This is a genomic window from Alteromonas abrolhosensis (genome assembly GCF_001953635.1).
In the GTDB taxonomy this organism is placed as follows: Bacteria; Pseudomonadota; Gammaproteobacteria; order Enterobacterales; family Alteromonadaceae; genus Alteromonas; species Alteromonas abrolhosensis.
Window position 1 is genome coordinate 49,795 of sequence record NZ_MEJH01000009.1, and the last position, 16,042, is coordinate 65,836.

At 45.5% G+C, this 16,042-nt stretch carries 16 protein-coding genes; all 16 read right to left on the reverse strand.

Annotation, left to right across the window (positions count from 1 at the left end):
* Positions 1–98: 98 nt before the first annotated feature.
* Positions 99–383, reverse strand: a complete 285-nt coding sequence (gene ppnP / locus BGK61_RS13795; protein WP_014997666.1) for a pyrimidine/purine nucleoside phosphorylase — start codon at positions 381–383, stop codon at positions 99–101.
* A 34-nt stretch (positions 384–417) separates the two neighbouring features.
* The gene (locus BGK61_RS13800) at positions 418–1,008 is read right to left on the reverse strand and encodes a DUF938 domain-containing protein (RefSeq protein WP_014997665.1); all 591 of its coding nucleotides are present in this window, start codon (positions 1,006–1,008) and stop codon (positions 418–420) included.
* Between the two features lie 24 nt (positions 1,009–1,032).
* Positions 1,033–3,657, reverse strand: a complete 2,625-nt coding sequence (metH, locus tag BGK61_RS13805) for a methionine synthase (RefSeq protein WP_076012876.1) — start codon at positions 3,655–3,657, stop codon at positions 1,033–1,035.
* Between the two features lie 9 nt (positions 3,658–3,666).
* Entirely contained in the window at positions 3,667–4,734 is a 1,068-nt protein-coding gene (locus BGK61_RS13810) for a homocysteine S-methyltransferase family protein (protein WP_014997663.1), read from the reverse strand.
* A gap of 3 nt (positions 4,735–4,737) precedes the next feature.
* On the reverse strand, positions 4,738–5,676 hold the full coding sequence (gene metA / locus BGK61_RS13815; protein WP_014997662.1) for a homoserine O-acetyltransferase MetA: 939 nt from the start codon (positions 5,674–5,676) through the stop codon (positions 4,738–4,740).
* Positions 5,677–5,785: 109 nt separating this feature from the next.
* Complete coding sequence (locus BGK61_RS13820) at positions 5,786–6,220, reverse strand: DUF2802 domain-containing protein (RefSeq protein ID WP_014997661.1); 435 nt, start codon at positions 6,218–6,220, stop codon at positions 5,786–5,788.
* 59 nt (positions 6,221–6,279) lie between these two features.
* The gene (locus BGK61_RS13825; RefSeq protein ID WP_014948654.1) at positions 6,280–6,771 is read right to left on the reverse strand and encodes a chemotaxis protein CheW; all 492 of its coding nucleotides are present in this window, start codon (positions 6,769–6,771) and stop codon (positions 6,280–6,282) included.
* A gap of 17 nt (positions 6,772–6,788) precedes the next feature.
* A complete protein-coding gene (locus BGK61_RS13830; protein ID WP_014997660.1) occupies positions 6,789–7,595 on the reverse strand; it encodes a chemotaxis protein CheW in 807 nt (268 codons plus the stop codon).
* A 7-nt stretch (positions 7,596–7,602) separates the two neighbouring features.
* Positions 7,603–8,367 carry a ParA family protein gene (locus tag BGK61_RS13835; protein WP_014997659.1) on the reverse strand — a complete coding sequence of 255 codons (765 nt, stop codon included), beginning with the start codon at positions 8,365–8,367 and terminating at the stop codon, positions 7,603–7,605.
* 28 nt (positions 8,368–8,395) lie between these two features.
* Positions 8,396–9,526, reverse strand: coding sequence for a protein-glutamate methylesterase/protein-glutamine glutaminase (locus tag BGK61_RS13840; protein ID WP_014997658.1), 1,131 nt, complete (start codon positions 9,524–9,526; stop codon positions 8,396–8,398).
* A 28-nt stretch (positions 9,527–9,554) separates the two neighbouring features.
* A complete protein-coding gene (locus tag BGK61_RS13845; protein ID WP_076026096.1) occupies positions 9,555–11,792 on the reverse strand; it encodes a chemotaxis protein CheA in 2,238 nt (745 codons plus the stop codon).
* Between the two features lie 12 nt (positions 11,793–11,804).
* Complete coding sequence (locus BGK61_RS13850; protein ID WP_014997656.1) at positions 11,805–12,560, reverse strand: protein phosphatase CheZ; 756 nt, start codon at positions 12,558–12,560, stop codon at positions 11,805–11,807.
* 34 nt (positions 12,561–12,594) lie between these two features.
* Positions 12,595–12,978 (reverse strand): chemotaxis response regulator CheY, encoded by a 384-nt coding sequence (cheY, locus tag BGK61_RS13855; RefSeq protein ID WP_012517682.1) that lies wholly within the window; start codon positions 12,976–12,978, stop codon positions 12,595–12,597.
* Positions 12,979–13,014: 36 nt separating this feature from the next.
* Complete coding sequence (locus BGK61_RS13860) at positions 13,015–13,746, reverse strand: RNA polymerase sigma factor FliA (RefSeq protein ID WP_014948649.1); 732 nt, start codon at positions 13,744–13,746, stop codon at positions 13,015–13,017.
* Positions 13,743–14,609: a MinD/ParA family protein gene (locus BGK61_RS13865; protein WP_014997655.1), complete on the reverse strand. Its 867-nt coding sequence runs from the start codon at positions 14,607–14,609 to the stop codon at positions 13,743–13,745. The genes BGK61_RS13860 and BGK61_RS13865 overlap by 4 nt, the downstream gene beginning before the upstream one ends.
* Before the next feature lie 5 nt (positions 14,610–14,614).
* The gene (flhF, locus tag BGK61_RS13870) at positions 14,615–16,024 is read right to left on the reverse strand and encodes a flagellar biosynthesis GTPase FlhF (protein WP_014997654.1); all 1,410 of its coding nucleotides are present in this window, start codon (positions 16,022–16,024) and stop codon (positions 14,615–14,617) included.
* Positions 16,025–16,042 lie beyond the last annotated feature (18 nt).

A 16,042-nucleotide genomic window follows, 5' to 3' on the forward strand; every position in this document is an offset into this window, starting at 1 on the left:
CACTTCTAATACTTTGAGATATACAGAGAAATTTTACAACCTCTGGAAGTCAATTCTACGAAAGTTTAAATACAGAGTGAATTGAACACTTAAAAGAGCTAGCTATAAAAGCAAAGATAAGCCGTAGGCGTAAATACTTTTACGTCGAAAGAAGCATCGGCGGGCACATTAAAGCTAGTGCCTGTAGCAAAAGACTGCCACTCATCACTATCCGGCAGCTTAACAACTAACTCACCTTCCACAACCTTCATTAGTTCTTTTTGTGACGTTGAAAATGTGTATTCACCTACAGCCATTACGCCAGATGTGCAGGGGCCATTTGCAGATTCAAACCCAATAGAACTCACTTTGTTGTCGAAATAATGGTTTACTTTAAAGCTCATAGCTACTCCTTTAGGTTGTACTAGTAATGCCGATTTAACCTTTTTGCCAAATAAGCATGTGATTATTAGCGGGCATGTCGATTATTTTTTGCAAGCTTAACTCGCCTGCCCAAGCAGTAAGCTCATCGATATCGCGGTAACCACCATAGCCGCGTTCTAAAAGCGAAAAATGGAATGTTTGGTTACTTTCAGAGGTAAATTTGCCGCTATGTGTAAAAGGGCCATACTGGCAAAAAATGCCGCCCTTAGGTAAGTGCAAAGCCACTGACTCCATCAATAGCTTTGCCTCTTCTTTTTGCATGATATGTGCGGTGTTCGCGGTAAAAATGCCGTCAATGTCGATATCAGGAAACGCATCTTGTCCAACAGTGAATGCAATGGGTGGCTTCACATTTCTCACGTTTGAATCGGTTAGCCACGCAGTAATACCCGCGTGATAATGTGGTTGATCGCTGGTGTGCCAAATAAGATGAGGTAAATACTCAGCCAAGAACACGGCATGCTGGCCTGTGCCACTACCAATTTCTAACACTTGATGACAATTAGCAAATGCCCGTTCAAGCACGCTCAGAATGGCGCGCTTGTTGTTTTCACAGGCCTGACTAAAAGGCTTTTCGGTTTCCATGCTATTCACCCGCCTCTATCAGCATTAATCGCTCAAGTTGGGGCCGAGCCACTTTTCTGCCTCTTCTATAGTCCAGCCTTTACGCTTGGCGTAATCCTCTACTTGGTCGGATTGGATTTTAGCAACCGCAAAGTATTTAGCATCAGGGTGAGCGAAATACCACCCCGATACCGAGGCCCCAGGCCACATGGCATAACTTTCCGTGAGTTTCATGCCCGTATGCTGCTCTGCTGACAACAAATCCCAGATAAGCTGCTTTTCAGTATGTTCTGGGCATGCGGCGTAGCCTGGTGCAGGTCGAATACCCTGATATTTTTCTCGAATAAGCTCGTCATTGCTTAGCGACTCATCAGAAGCATAGCCCCAGTAGTGCTTACGCACTTGCTCATGAAGGTATTCAGCGAAAGCTTCGGCAAGCCTGTCTGCTACCGCCTTCACCATGATACTGTTGTAGTCATCACCCGCTTGAATATAGCTATCAGCCAGTTCGTCCTCGCCTATACCGCCAGTAACGGCAAAAGCGCCTATATAATCATTAATGCCGCTCGACTTTTCAGCTACGAAGTCTGCTAAACAATAGTTAGCGAATTTATCTTTTAGGGTTTGCTGGCGCAAATGGTGAGCGATGCCTTGCACTTGGCTTCTCGACTCATCGGTATAAATTTCCACGTCGTCATTAACGCGGTTAGCTGGAAATAACCCGATGACGCCTTTTGCCTGAAGACTGTTTTCTTCGATAATTTTATCCAGCATGGCGTTGGCATCATTGAATAAAGACTGAGCTTGTTCTCCTACCACTTCATCTTCAAGTATACGGGGGTACTTTCCAGCCAAAGACCAAGTTAAGAAAAACGGTGTCCAATCAATGTAGTTGCGCAGTGTAGCCAAATCAGCAGTAACTGGTGTCACACCTAAGTTAGCAGGTTTTACCGGCATCACCGAAAAATCAGGCTTGAAGGCGTTTCCTCTGGCCTCTGCCAACGTCACTGGTTTACTGCGCGGCTTTTTACGGGCGTGCTGTTCGCGTACCGTATCGTATTCTTTCGCGAGCTCTTGCGCGTAAATATCGCGAGACGCTTTGTTTAGAAGGCGCTGACATACACCTACAGCCCTACTGGCATTTGGAACATAGGCTACAGGTGCATGATAGTTTTGTTCAATTTTTACTGCCGTATGCGCTTTGGAGGTAGTCGCACCGCCAATAAGTAGCGGAATGTCAAAGCCCTGACGCTCCATTTCTTTGGCAACGTGTACCATTTCATCAAGTGATGGAGTAATAAGGCCCGACAAGCCAATCATATCTACGTTTTCGTCTTTAGCCGTTTGTAGAATGCTGGCTGCTGGTACCATCACGCCTAAATCAATCACTTCAAAGTTATTACACTGAAGCACCACGCCCACAATGTTTTTACCGATATCGTGAACATCGCCTTTTACCGTGGCCAGAAGAATTTTGCCGTTGCTTTTCGCATCGTCTGATTTTTCTTCTTCAATGAAAGGCTGTAAGTGAGCAACCGCTTTTTTCATAACGCGGGCTGACTTTACCACTTGAGGAAGGAACATTTTGCCTTCACCGAATAAGTCACCCACTACATTCATGCCGTCCATTAACGGCCCTTCAATAACGTGTAGCGGGCGTTCAGCCTGCTGGCGCGCTTCTTCAGTGTCTTCAATGATGTAGTCGGTGATCCCTTTCACAAGGGCATGCTCTAAGCGCTTATTAACGTCCTGCTCGCGCCAGGTTAAATCTTCTTTCGCTGCAGCTTTGCCGTCGCCTTGATAGTTTGGGGCAATGTCTAACAAGCGTTCTGTAGCGTCACTTCTGCGGTTTAAGATAACATCTTCAACTGCATCGCGAAGTTCAGCGGGTATTTCGTCATAAACCTCTAGCTGACCGGCATTAACAATAGCCATATCCATGCCCGCTCGAATAGCGTGGTATAAAAATACCGAGTGCATAGCCTCGCGTACTGGATTATTCCCTCTGAACGAGAAAGATATATTAGAAAGGCCACCGGAAATATGTGAATAGGGGCAGGTTTTACGTATTTCACGGGTAGCTTCAATAAAATCAACCGCGTAGTTATCGTGCTCTTCAATACCTGTTGCTACTGCAAAAATATTGGGGTCGAAAATAATATCTTCGGGTGGAAAGCCTATTTCTTCAGTAAGCAGCTTATAACTACGTTGACAGATCTCTACCTTGCGAGCCTGCGTGTCAGCCTGACCGGTTTCATCAAATGCCATCACCACGGTTGCAGCACCATAGCGCTTTATTTGTTTTGCTTGGTTTAAGAAGAGCTCTTCCCCTTCCTTTAAGCTGATTGAGTTAACAATCGCTTTGCCCTGAACGCACTTAAGCCCAGCTTCGATAACATCCCATTTAGACGAGTCAATCATAATAGGAACTCGACTAATATCAGGCTCGGAGGCGATCAGGTTCAAAAATGTGATCATGGCCTGCTTAGAGTCAAGCATGGCCTCGTCCATATTAATGTCGATGATCTGCGCGCCGTTCTCTACTTGCTGTCTCGCAACATCTAACGCGGCTTCGTAATCACCATCAAGAATAAGGCGCTTAAAACGAGCAGAGCCCGTAACGTTAGTACGCTCACCAATATTGATAAATGTGGAAAATTCTGCGCTCATTATGCCCTCCTAGTGTACAAACGGCTCTAGGCCTGACAAACGCATTTTGGGTTCAAATTGTGGCACTTCTCTTGGCGCAATGCCTTCAACCGCGTTAGCAATATCGCGGATATGCTTAGGAGTGCTACCACAACAGCCGCCTACAATATTTACTAGACCTGATTGCGCCCATTCTTTGATGTGCTCGGCCATCTCAGGGCCTTCCATATCGTATTCACCAAATTCGTTAGGTAAACCTGCATTCGGGTGTGCGGATATTAAGCACTCGCTGACAGCGGCCACTTCGTCTACGTATTGGCGCAACAGGTCAGGCCCAAGAGCGCAATTCAAACCAAAAGAAAACGGGTTGATGTGTCTCATTGAGTAGTAGAACGCTTCAGCAGTTTGCCCCGATAGAGTTCGTCCTGAAGCATCGGTAATCGTGCCAGACACCATAACAGGTAGCGACGTACCCAGCTTTTCAAATACCGACTCGACCGCGTAAGCTGCTGCTTTTGCGTTTAATGTGTCGAAGATGGTTTCTAGCATAATTAAATCTACCCCACCTTCAATTAAGGCCTCGGTAGACTCACTATAAGCTTCCACTAATTCGTCAAACGTGACATTGCGCTTACCCGGGTCGTTAACGTCAGGCGAAATAGATGCAGTGCGGTTTGTTGGGCCAAGTACGCCCGCCACGAAGCGGGGTTTATCTGGCGTTTTGGCTGTGAACTCATCAGCCGCTTTTCGCGCTAATTTGGCGGCAGCTAAATTGATATCGCGAGATTGGGCCTGCATATCATAATCGGCCATAGCGATAGTCGTGGCATTAAACGTATTCGTTTCGATAATGTCCGCGCCAGCTTCAAAATAATCGCAGTGAATTTGATAAATAATGTCGGGCTGAGTAAGGACCAACAAATCATTGTTACCCTTAACGTCACAGTGCCAGTCGGCAAACTGCTCTCCGCGATAATCTTCTTCTTCTAACTTATGACGCTGGATCATTGTGCCCATTGCGCCGTCTAATATAAGAATGCGTTTTTTCGCGGCTTCTGTTAGCGTTGCCTGCGCGCTTGAATTTGGTCTTTGGCTCACGTGCTACCTCTTTGGCTGTGACTTTTCAGCTAGCTGACTTAAATCGTATGGCGTGGTCTGATAGACATAATAATTCAGCCAGTTTGTAAACAATAGGCTGCCGTGTGAGCGCCACTGTACAATAGGAGACTGGGCTGGATCATCACCTTCAAAATAGTTTTTTGGAATTGCTGGAGTTTGACCCGCAGCAAGATCACGCAGATATTCGTCTTTTAGCGTATCTGGATCGTATTCTGGATGACCCGTTACAAACACCATGCGCTTATCATCTGATGCAACAATATAGGCACCCACTTCGTCAGATTCAGCCACAACACTCAATCCCTCAACACTGTTGTAGTTCGACGTTTTAATATGGCCATACCGAGAGTGAGGTGCGTAAAATGTCGGATCAAAACCTCGTAGTAACTCATTGTGCGGGTCGTTTACTTTGTGTTTAAACACGCCTGAGAATTTTTCATCTCTTAGTTCACGTGTGATGCCGTAAAAATGATACATAGCGGCGTGAGCAGCCCAGCATAAATAAAGGGTCGAGTTTACATGACGCTGCGCCCATTCCAATATGGTGGTCATGGTGTCCCAGTACTTCACTTCTTCATAATCAATAAGCGCAAGGGGCGCGCCGGTAACGATAAGACCATCGTATTTCTTATCCGCTACCGCTGAGAAATCGTGATAAAAGGCATCCATGTGTGACTGCGGTGTATTTTTAGGCGCTTGATTGTCGATACGGATCAGGTCCACATTGATTTGTAGTGGGGTATTTGACAGTAGACGAAGTAATTGCACTTCCGTCTCTATTTTATTTGGCATCAAGTTAAGTATGCCGACTTCAAGGGGACGAATATCCTGATTGGCGGCCCTGTCCATGTCCATGGTAAAAATATTTTCACCTAGTAGTACATTCTGTGCGGGTAACTGCTCAGGAATACGAATTGGCATAGAGGGCTCCAGTGATAAATTACAATATCTGTATTGTGTCTATAACTGGGAATATGTCAACATCTTTACGTCTAGACGTCTAAACGTTTTTTTTATGATGTACAACATATTAAGTATTTTGCTTGTGTACCATCACTAGCATTTCTGCTTCGGCGCGAGGAATGTCACACGCTTCGATAATTTCATCAATGCTGGCGCCTTGTTTAACAAGGTCAGCAGCACGCTGATATAGGCGTAGAGATGGGTCTTGTAGCTTCAGTTCGCGAAGTTGGTTTTCTATTTCAGTTTGCTTTTCATCTAATTCTTGAAGATGGCGAGTAATGACCAAGCTTCGTGCTTGCGCTTCAGATTGTTGATTGTTTGCGTTCTTGGCTATTGTTTCGGCACGTGCAATAGCTTCAGCGTGGCTATTTTCGCTTTCGCTTAACGCTTTACGCAACTGATTGATGTGTGAATGTAGCACGCCTACAGCAACGGTAAGCAAAACTACAACAACACACAGTATGAGTTCTAATAAGGTAGGTGCAGCAAGCTGCCAATCCATGGACGTAACCCTTGGGGAAATGTGGGCAGCATCGATAGCGACACTGCCTATTCATTTATCTAGATGTTGCTAAGCTCATCCCACTCTTCGTCGCTTAGCAATTTATTCAGGTCAACAAGAATAAGTAGTTCACCGTCACGGTTGCTCACCCCTTGAATAAACTTGGCGCTTTCTTCAGTACCTACATTAGGCGCACTATCAATCTCTGAAGATTTCAAGTAAACCACTTCTGCAACACTGTCCACAAGAATACCGACAACCTGTTCGTCAGATTCAATAATGACGATACGTGTATTGTCCGTAATTTCTGTAGGAGGCAAACCAAATCGAGCACGGGTATCAATGACAGTTACCACATTACCACGCAGGTTAATAATACCTAGCACGTAATCGGGCGCACCGGGTACAGGGGCTATTTCGGTATAACGCAATACTTCTTGCACTTGCATTACGTTAATACCGTAAGTTTCTTCACCTAAGCGGTACGTTACCCATTGAAGGACTTCGTCGTTGCTGTCGGTGGCGTTGTTATTTATTCTTTCGTCGCTCATGAACCTGGCTCCCAATACTATGGCGTCTGGTCGTTACTGCCTAAGCCTTTGTTAAGCATAGATATTAATTCTTCAACGTCAATTAACGCGCACATTTTTTCTTTAACCATCCCCGCTAACCAGGGACGCTTACCTGTGGACTCGCGCCATTTAACATCATCGGTAGTCAAATTGACCGTATTAACAAGCTTTTCGCTCGCCAATCCCCACGTACTTTCTCCTAACATTATAAGATATCGGTAGTTAAGCGATTGTGCGAGGTTTTCGTCATATTTTTCTGGCATTACCCATTTTGCAGAGTCAACAACACTTAGTTTAGACTCTCTGTGCAACATTACACCCATAAACCAATCAGGTTTCCCAAATAAAGGCCCTATTTTCTCAATTTGGTGGATCCCACCTAGCGATGTCAACGGCACCGCAAGGGTCAACCCTGCAACCTCAAAGAATAGCGCTTGAAAGCGAAAACCGAGAGTATCCTTTAGTGGAATTTTTGTTTTTTCAGAGCGACTTAACGCTGTTTCTTGCTGATTTTCTACTAAAGTTTCGGTGTGAGCCTCTTGTTTCTCACTCTCAATGGTCTCTGCTTTTTGCGTTTCAATTAACGATGTAACTTTTTCCGCTAACGCTTCTTGTTCGTTTTTCAACGATTCATTGACGTTTGCGGTAGAGGCAAGTGCTGACTCAGCCATCTGCTGAGAGGCCTGCTCAAGCAATTTTGCCGTGCGCGCAGTCACATCTTCCGGTGCTTCTGGCTCTTTGAGAAGGCTATCTAGGTAGGCCTCCATCACTTCTTCACGGGCAAAAGGCGATTGCTTGCTCATGTTATTGTTATTTCTCCAATACCGCTAAAAGTTTCTCATACGCAGACACACCACGTGTTTTTGGGTATGCCGCTGATATAGGAAGCTGCACCAAGCTTGCATCCCTAAAATGCGTATCTACAGGAATGACCCCTTCCCATACTCGTTCACCATAGTCATCCATCAAGCGTTTTCGCGATGCTAGCGCCGCATTTGTGCGCTTGTCGAACATAGTTGGAATAATTACAGTATCAAAGGATTTATCTAACGAACGTCCCATAATTTCCATGGTACGAATCATTCTGTCTAGCCCTTTTAACGCAAGGTATTCTGTTTGTGTAGGCACAATAACTTTATCGCACGCAGCTAGTGCATTAACCATCAATACCCCTAACACTGGAGGACAATCAATAATAGCCACATCAAATTCATCTGCTATTTTAGCTAAGGCCTTCTTTAAAACCAGCCCCATGCCCTGCTCGCTACCCATTGTTCTATCTAAGGTCGCTAGTGCCATCGTTGCGGGTAACACGTACAAGTTATCCAACTTTGTTGGACACAAACAGTCCATTACATTATCGGCAGATATGTCATTAGACTTAATAAAAATATCGTAAACAGAATGACTTGACGCTTCTGCGTCAATGCCAAAGTAATAGCTCAACGACGCATGCGGATCAGTATCAATCATTAGTACTCGCTTGCCCTGCTGTGCAAGCAAGCCACCAAGGCTCACCGTAGTGGTTGTCTTCCCTACGCCACCCTTTTGATTTGCTACTGTCCACACTTTCATATTTGCTGTTCCATTACGGTTCAAACTGCTATCGCATTTCGGTTTGAACGCAACTGCTCATATCATCAATATTTATATTTTTGCTGGATATATTGGCAACGGCCACAGCTTGCGGCATACCATAGACTACGCAAGAGTCTTGATCCTGCGCCCAAATGGTCGCGCCTTTTTCCTTGAGCATCCGACATCCTTCTCTGCCGTCAGCTCCCATACCCGTTAATATAATTCCCAATACATCCCCACCATAGGCCTTAGCTAAGGAGCTAAAAGTGAGATCCACACTGGGTTTATAATTCACCTTATCATTGGCATTAGCGTCGACAATAGCGATGCGCTTATTTGCACCAACTGACTCAAGCAACATCTGTTTTCCGCCTGGAGCAAGATAAGCATGACCAGGTTTTAAAATGTCACCATGCTCTGCTTCTTTCACTTTAACTTTGCAGTTTGTGTCTAGTCGCTGAGCAAATGCCGTGGTGAATGTCCCAGGCATATGTTGTACAAGCAAAATAGGATAAGGAAAATCTGCGGGTAACGGAGCGAGCACTTTTTGAAGCGCAACAGGCCCGCCCGTGGAAGCCCCAATCGCCAAACACTTATACTGTTTCCCCGTTGCTCTAACAGACGAAACAGTGGGTTGTTTGGCCGCATCCTTATGCCCCGAAAGCAAGCCCGACGTTTTGAAGAACGCCTGTTTAGGTGCGTTATCGGGTAACTTTCTTGTTTCAACAGAGCGGAAAGAGGGACGCTTTAGCCCAATTCCTCGGCGCGCAATTAAACGGACTTTCGTACACAACAATCGCGACGCGTCTTTTCTATCTTGTGCTATATCTTCAAATTTCTTAGGTAAGAAATCGAGTGCTCCCGCTTCTAGAGCATCTAATGTCGCTTGCGCACCGTGATGCGTAAGCGAGGAAAACATGAGAATTGGCGTTGGCCGTTTTTCCATTATGGCCTTCACAGCTGAAATACCGTCCATGACAGGCATTTCAACGTCCATTGTAATTACATCAGGCTTGAGCGCTTCTGCTTTTTCAAGTGCATCACGCCCATTTCTCGCTTCCCCAACAACTTCAAGTTCCCTATCGCCATCGAGTATTTCTCTTACTCGACGACGATAAAAAGTCGAGTCGTCCACGACAAGGACTTTAAAGACCATGGATTATTATTCCTGTTAATTCATCGCCTTACTTAATGGGTTTACGCGCGTACCGTTTTAGCAGGCTCGGAATATCTAAAATAAGTGCAATCCCACCGTCTGATGTAATCGTTGCCCCGGCCATACCAGGTGTACCTTGCAACAATGCATCAAGCGGCTTAATAACCACTTCTTCTTGGCCTATTAGCGCGTCTACAACGAATCCTACCTGCTGTGTACCAATTTGTACTACAACAACGTGTCCCTTTTCTCTATCGATGTTTTTGGGACCTCGAATTAACCATTCACCAAGGAAGAACAATGGAATTGCTTTTGAACGAACTATCATTGTTAGCTGGCCATCAACCGTGTTGGTCTTCTTGATGTCCATGTTTATTATTTCGTTCACCGCACCTAATGGTAACGCAAAGGTTTGTTTTCCTACAACAATCATTAAGGTAGGTAAAATAGCTAGCGTTAGCGGGACTTTAATGTCCAAACGCGTGCCTTTCCCTAACTGTGAATCGATATTGACTGTGCCGTTGAGTTGGTTAATTTTGGTTTTAACCACGTCCATACCTACACCGCGACCAGAAATATCACTTATTTCTGTTTTGGTGGAGAAGCCGGGTGCAAAAATTAAGTTAAATGCTTCCACATCAGACATACGTGCTGCGGCGTCTGCGTCTAACACCCCACGACTAATAGCAATTTCTTTAAGCTTCTCAGGGTCCATTCCTTTACCGTCATCTTCGATGGTAAGTAGAATGTGATCCCCTTCTTGAGACGCCGCTAACTGAACGGTACCCATGCGCGGCTTACCTGCAGCAGCGCGGTCATCAGGCATTTCAATCCCGTGGTCGACTGAGTTCCTAACTAAGTGCACTAGCGGGTCGGCCAACGCTTCAACCAGGTTTTTATCTAAGTCTGTTTCTTCGCCGACAAGCTCAAGAGTAATTTCTTTCTTCAAGCTTCTTGCTAGGTCTCGGACAACGCGAGGGAAACGACCAAATACCTTTTTAATTGGCTGCATGCGGGTTTTCATCACCGCACCTTGCAAGTCACCCGTCACCACATCTAAGTTAGCGATGGCTTTTGACATGCTTTCGTCGTTACTGTTTATCCCCAAGCTAATTAGCCTGTTTCTCACGAGTACGAGCTCGCCCACCATGTTCATGATTTGATCAAGGCGCTTGGTATCTACACGTACCGTTGTCTCTGCAGGAGGAGCCGCAGGGGTTCCCTTCTTCTCATCCTTTTTAGGAGCAGGTTTTGCCGCAGCTGGCGCACTTGCTTTCGCAGGGCTTGCAGCACTCGGCGCTGCAGGAGCTTTAGGAGCCGCCGGGGCAGCTTGTTTAGCTTTTTGCACCGCTTCAGTAGCCGCCTTATCAACAGGAGGCTCTGGTGCCTTAGAAGCAGCGCCTTGCTTAGTTGGGCCTTGCCCAGAACCATGCAACTGATCAAGCAATGCTTCAAATTCGTCGTCGGTGATCTCTTCGTCACCGCTTGCACTTGGGGTTACCGGTGCTGGAGCAGGCGCCTTCGCAGGTACACTCTCCGCTTCACCACTAAATTTACCTTTGCCGTGTAAATCGTCGAGTAACGCTTCAAATTCCTCATCAGTGATATCATCGCTATCACTGACAGCAGCAGGAGTAGCAGCCTTCGGCGGCTCGCTTTTTGCTGTAGGTGACTGTCCAGGTGCGCCAGAACCATGAAGTTCATCAAGGAGAGCTTCAAACTCATCTTCGGTGATTTCTTCAATGCTGCCGGCACTATCACTTGTACTAGGGGCTTGAGCAGTAGGTTCCTCTACCACTAATTCTGGCTCTTCAATGGCGGGCTCTGGCTCTGATGCCGGGGCGCTTTGTTCACCAAAAATATTTTCATCTGGAGATTCCGGGCGACTTAGTTTGTGTAATAAGTCGACTAGATGTGCATCTGCTGGCTCCAATGGGTCCCGAGCTTTCACTCGTTCAAACATTTCAACCACCACATCTGTGGCTTGCAGAATAATATCCATCAGTTCAGGGGTTAGTGTGCGTTGACCGTTGCGCATTACGTCGAAAACGTTTTCCGCACCATGGCAAATTTCAACTAACTCGGTAAGAGACAGAAAGCCTGCTCCACCTTTAACTGTGTGATATCCACGGAAAATTGCATTTAGCAAATCCGCGTCTTCAGGATTGTTCTCAAGATCAACGAGCTGTTCTTGTAATTGTTCAAGTATCTCCCCAGCCTCAACTAGAAAGTCCTGTAATATATCCTCGTCAACATCAAACGACATGCGCCCGCTCCCCTAAAAACCTAAGCTAGACAGAAGATCATCTACGTCATCTTGGCCAGACACGACATCGTCGCGCTTATCGGCATCAATGATAGGGCCTTCTGCCTCTACACCATCAACCTTATCGGCCTTAACGCTAGATGGTTTAGTTTGTTCTGCACCGTCGCGTTCACCAAACATGGTAAGCATGTTAACTAAGCTGTCTTCAACTTCTTTAACCAAGTCGATAACGCGGCGAATAACCTGACCAGTCAAGTCTTGATAACCTTGAGCCATCAATACTTCTGTAAGCAACTGTGTAAGTTTAGCTGACTGAGCCGAACCTTCTTCCAACAATTCGTCTAAGTCTGCACACAAAGCCTTGAACTCACCTAATTCAATTTGGCGATTCATCAGCTTCTTCCACTCAGGCATAACCTTATCGATACGCGCCGATAGCATTTCTGCTATAGGCATACTCGCTTCGACGGCATCCATAGTAGTATTAGCAGCTTTTTCAGTTTCTTCAATTACGTAGGTTAGGCGGGATTGTGCATCGGGAATATCATCAGTCGCGAGATTTTTGATGCGGTCGTCTATTTGGAAATTATTCAGCGCGTCATGGAGCTGACGCGTCAGTTTCCCTACTTCGGCAAATAACTCAACGTTTTCTTTCATTGAGGCCGCTTCTAATAGGGCATTGGCTGAAGCGTTGTCACCTTCTTCAAGATAGGTGACAAGCTGTTTTGCTTCTTCCAACGAAATTGGAACGTTTACATTCGTTGACATCCAGTAAACCTCATTTCTCTGGTGAGCGTCTGGATCAACCTAAACGTTCGAATATTTTATCTAATTTTTCTTTAAGTGTTGCTGCAGTGAACGGCTTAACAACGTAGCCATTAACACCTGCTTGCGCAGCGGCAACAATTTGCTCTTTCTTCGCTTCAGCAGTAACCATAAGTACTGGCAGGTGCTTTAGTTTGTCATCGGCTCTAATAGCGCGAAGCAAATCAATACCTTGCATACCAGGCATGTTCCAATCGGTAACTACGAAATCGAAATCACCTTGCTGCAACATAGGCAATGCAGTACTTCCGTCATCCGCTTCCTGGATGTTGGAAAAACCCAAATCTTTAAGTAGGTTTTTGATGATACGTCTCATGGTTGAAAAATCATCGACCACGAGAATTTTCATGCTTTTGTCCAAAATAGCCTCCAGTGAGGGGTTAATTGTTATTAATTTCTATTCTTCGTCAGCTTGCCACGACTTCATTCGTGATTTGAGTTTTAACATGGCCTGACTGTGAATTTGACTGACTCTCGACTCACTTACATCAAGAACCTCACCAATTTCTCTAAGGTTCAGCTCTTCATCATAATACAGCGAAAGTACAATCGCTTCTCTTTCAGGTAATGTCGTAATTGCATGGGCAAGCGCCTTTTGGAAAGCGCCTTGCATCAAATCTTCTAGTGGTGCGTCGCTACCTCGATTTTGCTCTGTCGATATAACATCTTCCGACACACCTAAATCTTCAATACCTACCAGCTTTCCGGCATTTACTTCATTAAGCATTTGGTGATAGTCCTGCAAGCTAACATTCAGCTTATCAGCAATATCAGAATCTCTCGCATCTCGCCCAGTTTCGCTCTCTACTTGCGAGATTGCCTCAGTAATGGCTCTACCATTTCTGTGAACTGAACGCGGCGTCCAATCCCCTTTGCGAATTTCGTCTAACATAGCACCGCGGATGCGAATACCTGCAAAGGTTTCGAAGCTGGCACCCTTGGAGCCATCAAAGTTTCGAGCTGCTTCTAATAACCCAATCATGCCTGATTGAATTAGGTCGTCTACAAGAACACTAGCCGGCAATCGCGCTATCAAGTGATGCGCTATACGCTTAACCAATGGCGCGTGTCGTTCGACTAACTGCGCTTTATCGGTTTGTTGTTGATAAGCGGCTGCCTTGCTGTTCAACGCTGACTTCCTACGGCTTTTTCTGCAACTAACTGTTCAATAAAGAACTCTAAATGGCCACCTGGCTGCGCTGGGATAGGCCATGTTAAGGCTTTACTTGCCAGCTGAGTAATTGCAACGGCGGCCGGAGAACCTGGGTATGCATCAACAATAGCAGTTTGCTTACGTACGGCTTTACGAATATTTTCGTCAAACGGCACCGTCGCCACTAATTCTAGTGCAACATCTAAAAAACGCCCTGTCACTTTGCTTAATTTGCTAAATAACTCCTGCCCTTCTCGCACGTCACGTACCATATTGGCCACAACCTTGAAGCGAAAAACGCCGTGCTCTCTATTTAGAATCTTTATCAATGCGTAAGCATCTGTCAATGATGTAGGTTCATCACACACAACAACCATGATGTCTTGTGCCGCTTTTGAGAAGCTCAACACCATGTCTGAAATACCCGCCGCCGTATCGACAATAAGTACGTCAATCTGCGAGCGCAATTCACTAAAGGCACGGATTAAACCGGCATGTTGCGTTGGCGATAATTCTGCCATCGACTGCGTGCCTGATGTTGCAGGCGCAATCTTAATTCCGTGCGGACCAGTCACTAATACTTCATCAAGAGTACATTCGCCTGAAAGCACATGAGATAAGTTTTTCTCAACGCGTAGACCTAACATAACGTCTACGTTGGCAAGACCGAGGTCTGCGTCGAGAACCATGACACGTTTACCTTGCTTCGCCATAGCGATAGCGGTGTTCAGTGTAATGTTTGTTTTACCTACGCCACCTTTACCACCGGTGACGGCGATTACTTTGATTAACCGTGATTGCTTCATTTTTCTTAAGCTACTCGCTTGGTCGTCAATCATACTGCTTATGCTGTTTTAATTGCGTTGTTAACACTAGTATGATTCAAACCGTACTTTTTATAAAGCTTTGCAGCAGCGGAAACTAAAGATTTCGCTTCTGCAATCTTAATGTCTTCAGGTACTTTCTGACCATCGGTGACATAACTAACCGGTAATTGGTACTCCACCGCTGCACTAAGCACCTCTCCTAAAGAGTAGCACTCATCTAACTTTGTGAAAATACAGCCACTTAGTTCAATGTCATCATACGCTTGAATGATTCTCTGCAAAGCAGGATATTGCGTATTTGCCTGTGCTACCAAATATTTTTTAACATTTGGCATTTGGCCGTTATCAAACTGTTTAATTTGCTTAATTAATCGACTATCTCTTTGACTAAATCCAGCCGTATCAATCAATACTAGTCGCTTATGACGAAGTTGGAATAATAAATCCGCAAGTTCTTCACTAGTTTGTGCTTTTCTCACTGTACAGCCAATGATTTTTCCGTATGTCGCTAACTGCTCATAGGCTGCAATTCTATACGTATCAATGGTTATCATCGCTACCGATTCTGCGCCGTACTTTTGCGCATAGCGGGCAGCAAGTTTTGCAACAGTGGTTGTTTTACCTGTGCCAGTTGGTCCTACTAATGCAACTGCACCTTGTGCACTAAGTATATCGTTTCCTGTCACATTTATGCGATTAGCCAATAGGTTAAGAAGATATACCCATGCATCTCTTTCATTATAGTGTGACGGAGTATAGCTAATTAGCTGTTGAGCCAATGCGTTACTTAACCCCATATCCGTAAGACGCGTAATAAGATATTGGTGTACGGGTTTTTGACGCTTATTCTTTGCTTCCATCAAATCGGCTACTTGATACTGCAATACATCGCGTAGCGACGCTAACTCTTCTTTGATTTGTGCTAGTTCAGCAGATTGCGATACGGGGGTATCGCCCATACTTGACGCTTGATGTTCTGGGTATGCATGTTGACGAGTTGTTTCACGAGCAGGCTGCTGAGCTTCAACATCGTCAATAAACGCTTCTGAAAAATCTAAGTGTGACGCAATCTCATTAGCGTGCTTGGCGTTAGCAGACAAAGGCGGATTAGACTGGGCTACATTCGAAGTTTCGGCATTTCCACCATGCTGCTTCTCGAGCAACGCTTTAAGGCTGTCCGGGCCATCGTCACCGATGATTTCGCTCAAACTAGGCACCGCTTTTTGGCCTGGTACTTTGGGTGCTGGCTTAGATGAAGCTTTAGGCGTGAACAGCTTAGCTTCAGGCTCTTTGTCGTAGGCTGCAACAAGCTCAATACCGTCAGCAACTTTGCGATTTGACATGATCACGGCGTCACTGCCCAATTCAGCTTTAACCTGGCTTAACGCCTCACGCATATCTTTGCCGAAGAAACGTCTAATTTTCATTGCAACCTCTCCAATCAC

Bases quoted from the DNA above. Each gene is read 5' to 3' on its own strand.
- ppnP (WP_014997666.1), bottom strand. From the start codon at position 383: ATGAGCTTTAAAGTAAACCATTATTTCGACAACAAAGTGAGTTCTATT.
- BGK61_RS13800 (WP_014997665.1), bottom strand. From the start codon at position 1,008: ATGGAAACCGAAAAGCCTTTTAGTCAGGCCTGTGAAAACAACAAGCGC.
- metH (WP_076012876.1), bottom strand. From the start codon at position 3,657: ATGAGCGCAGAATTTTCCACATTTATCAATATTGGTGAGCGTACTAAC.
- metA (WP_014997662.1), bottom strand. From the start codon at position 5,676: ATGCCAATTCGTATTCCTGAGCAGTTACCCGCACAGAATGTACTACTA.
- BGK61_RS13820 (WP_014997661.1), bottom strand. From the start codon at position 6,220: ATGGATTGGCAGCTTGCTGCACCTACCTTATTAGAACTCATACTGTGT.
- BGK61_RS13825 (WP_014948654.1), bottom strand. From the start codon at position 6,771: ATGAGCGACGAAAGAATAAATAACAACGCCACCGACAGCAACGACGAA.
- BGK61_RS13830 (WP_014997660.1), bottom strand. From the start codon at position 7,595: ATGAGCAAGCAATCGCCTTTTGCCCGTGAAGAAGTGATGGAGGCCTAC.
- BGK61_RS13835 (WP_014997659.1), bottom strand. From the start codon at position 8,367: ATGAAAGTGTGGACAGTAGCAAATCAAAAGGGTGGCGTAGGGAAGACA.
- BGK61_RS13840 (WP_014997658.1), bottom strand. From the start codon at position 9,526: ATGGTCTTTAAAGTCCTTGTCGTGGACGACTCGACTTTTTATCGTCGT.
- BGK61_RS13845 (WP_076026096.1), bottom strand. From the start codon at position 11,792: ATGTCGTTTGATGTTGACGAGGATATATTACAGGACTTTCTAGTTGAG.
- BGK61_RS13850 (WP_014997656.1), bottom strand. From the start codon at position 12,560: ATGTCAACGAATGTAAACGTTCCAATTTCGTTGGAAGAAGCAAAACAG.
- BGK61_RS13865 (WP_014997655.1), bottom strand. From the start codon at position 14,609: ATGATTGACGACCAAGCGAGTAGCTTAAGAAAAATGAAGCAATCACGG.
- flhF (WP_014997654.1), bottom strand. From the start codon at position 16,024: ATGAAAATTAGACGTTTCTTCGGCAAAGATATGCGTGAGGCGTTAAGC.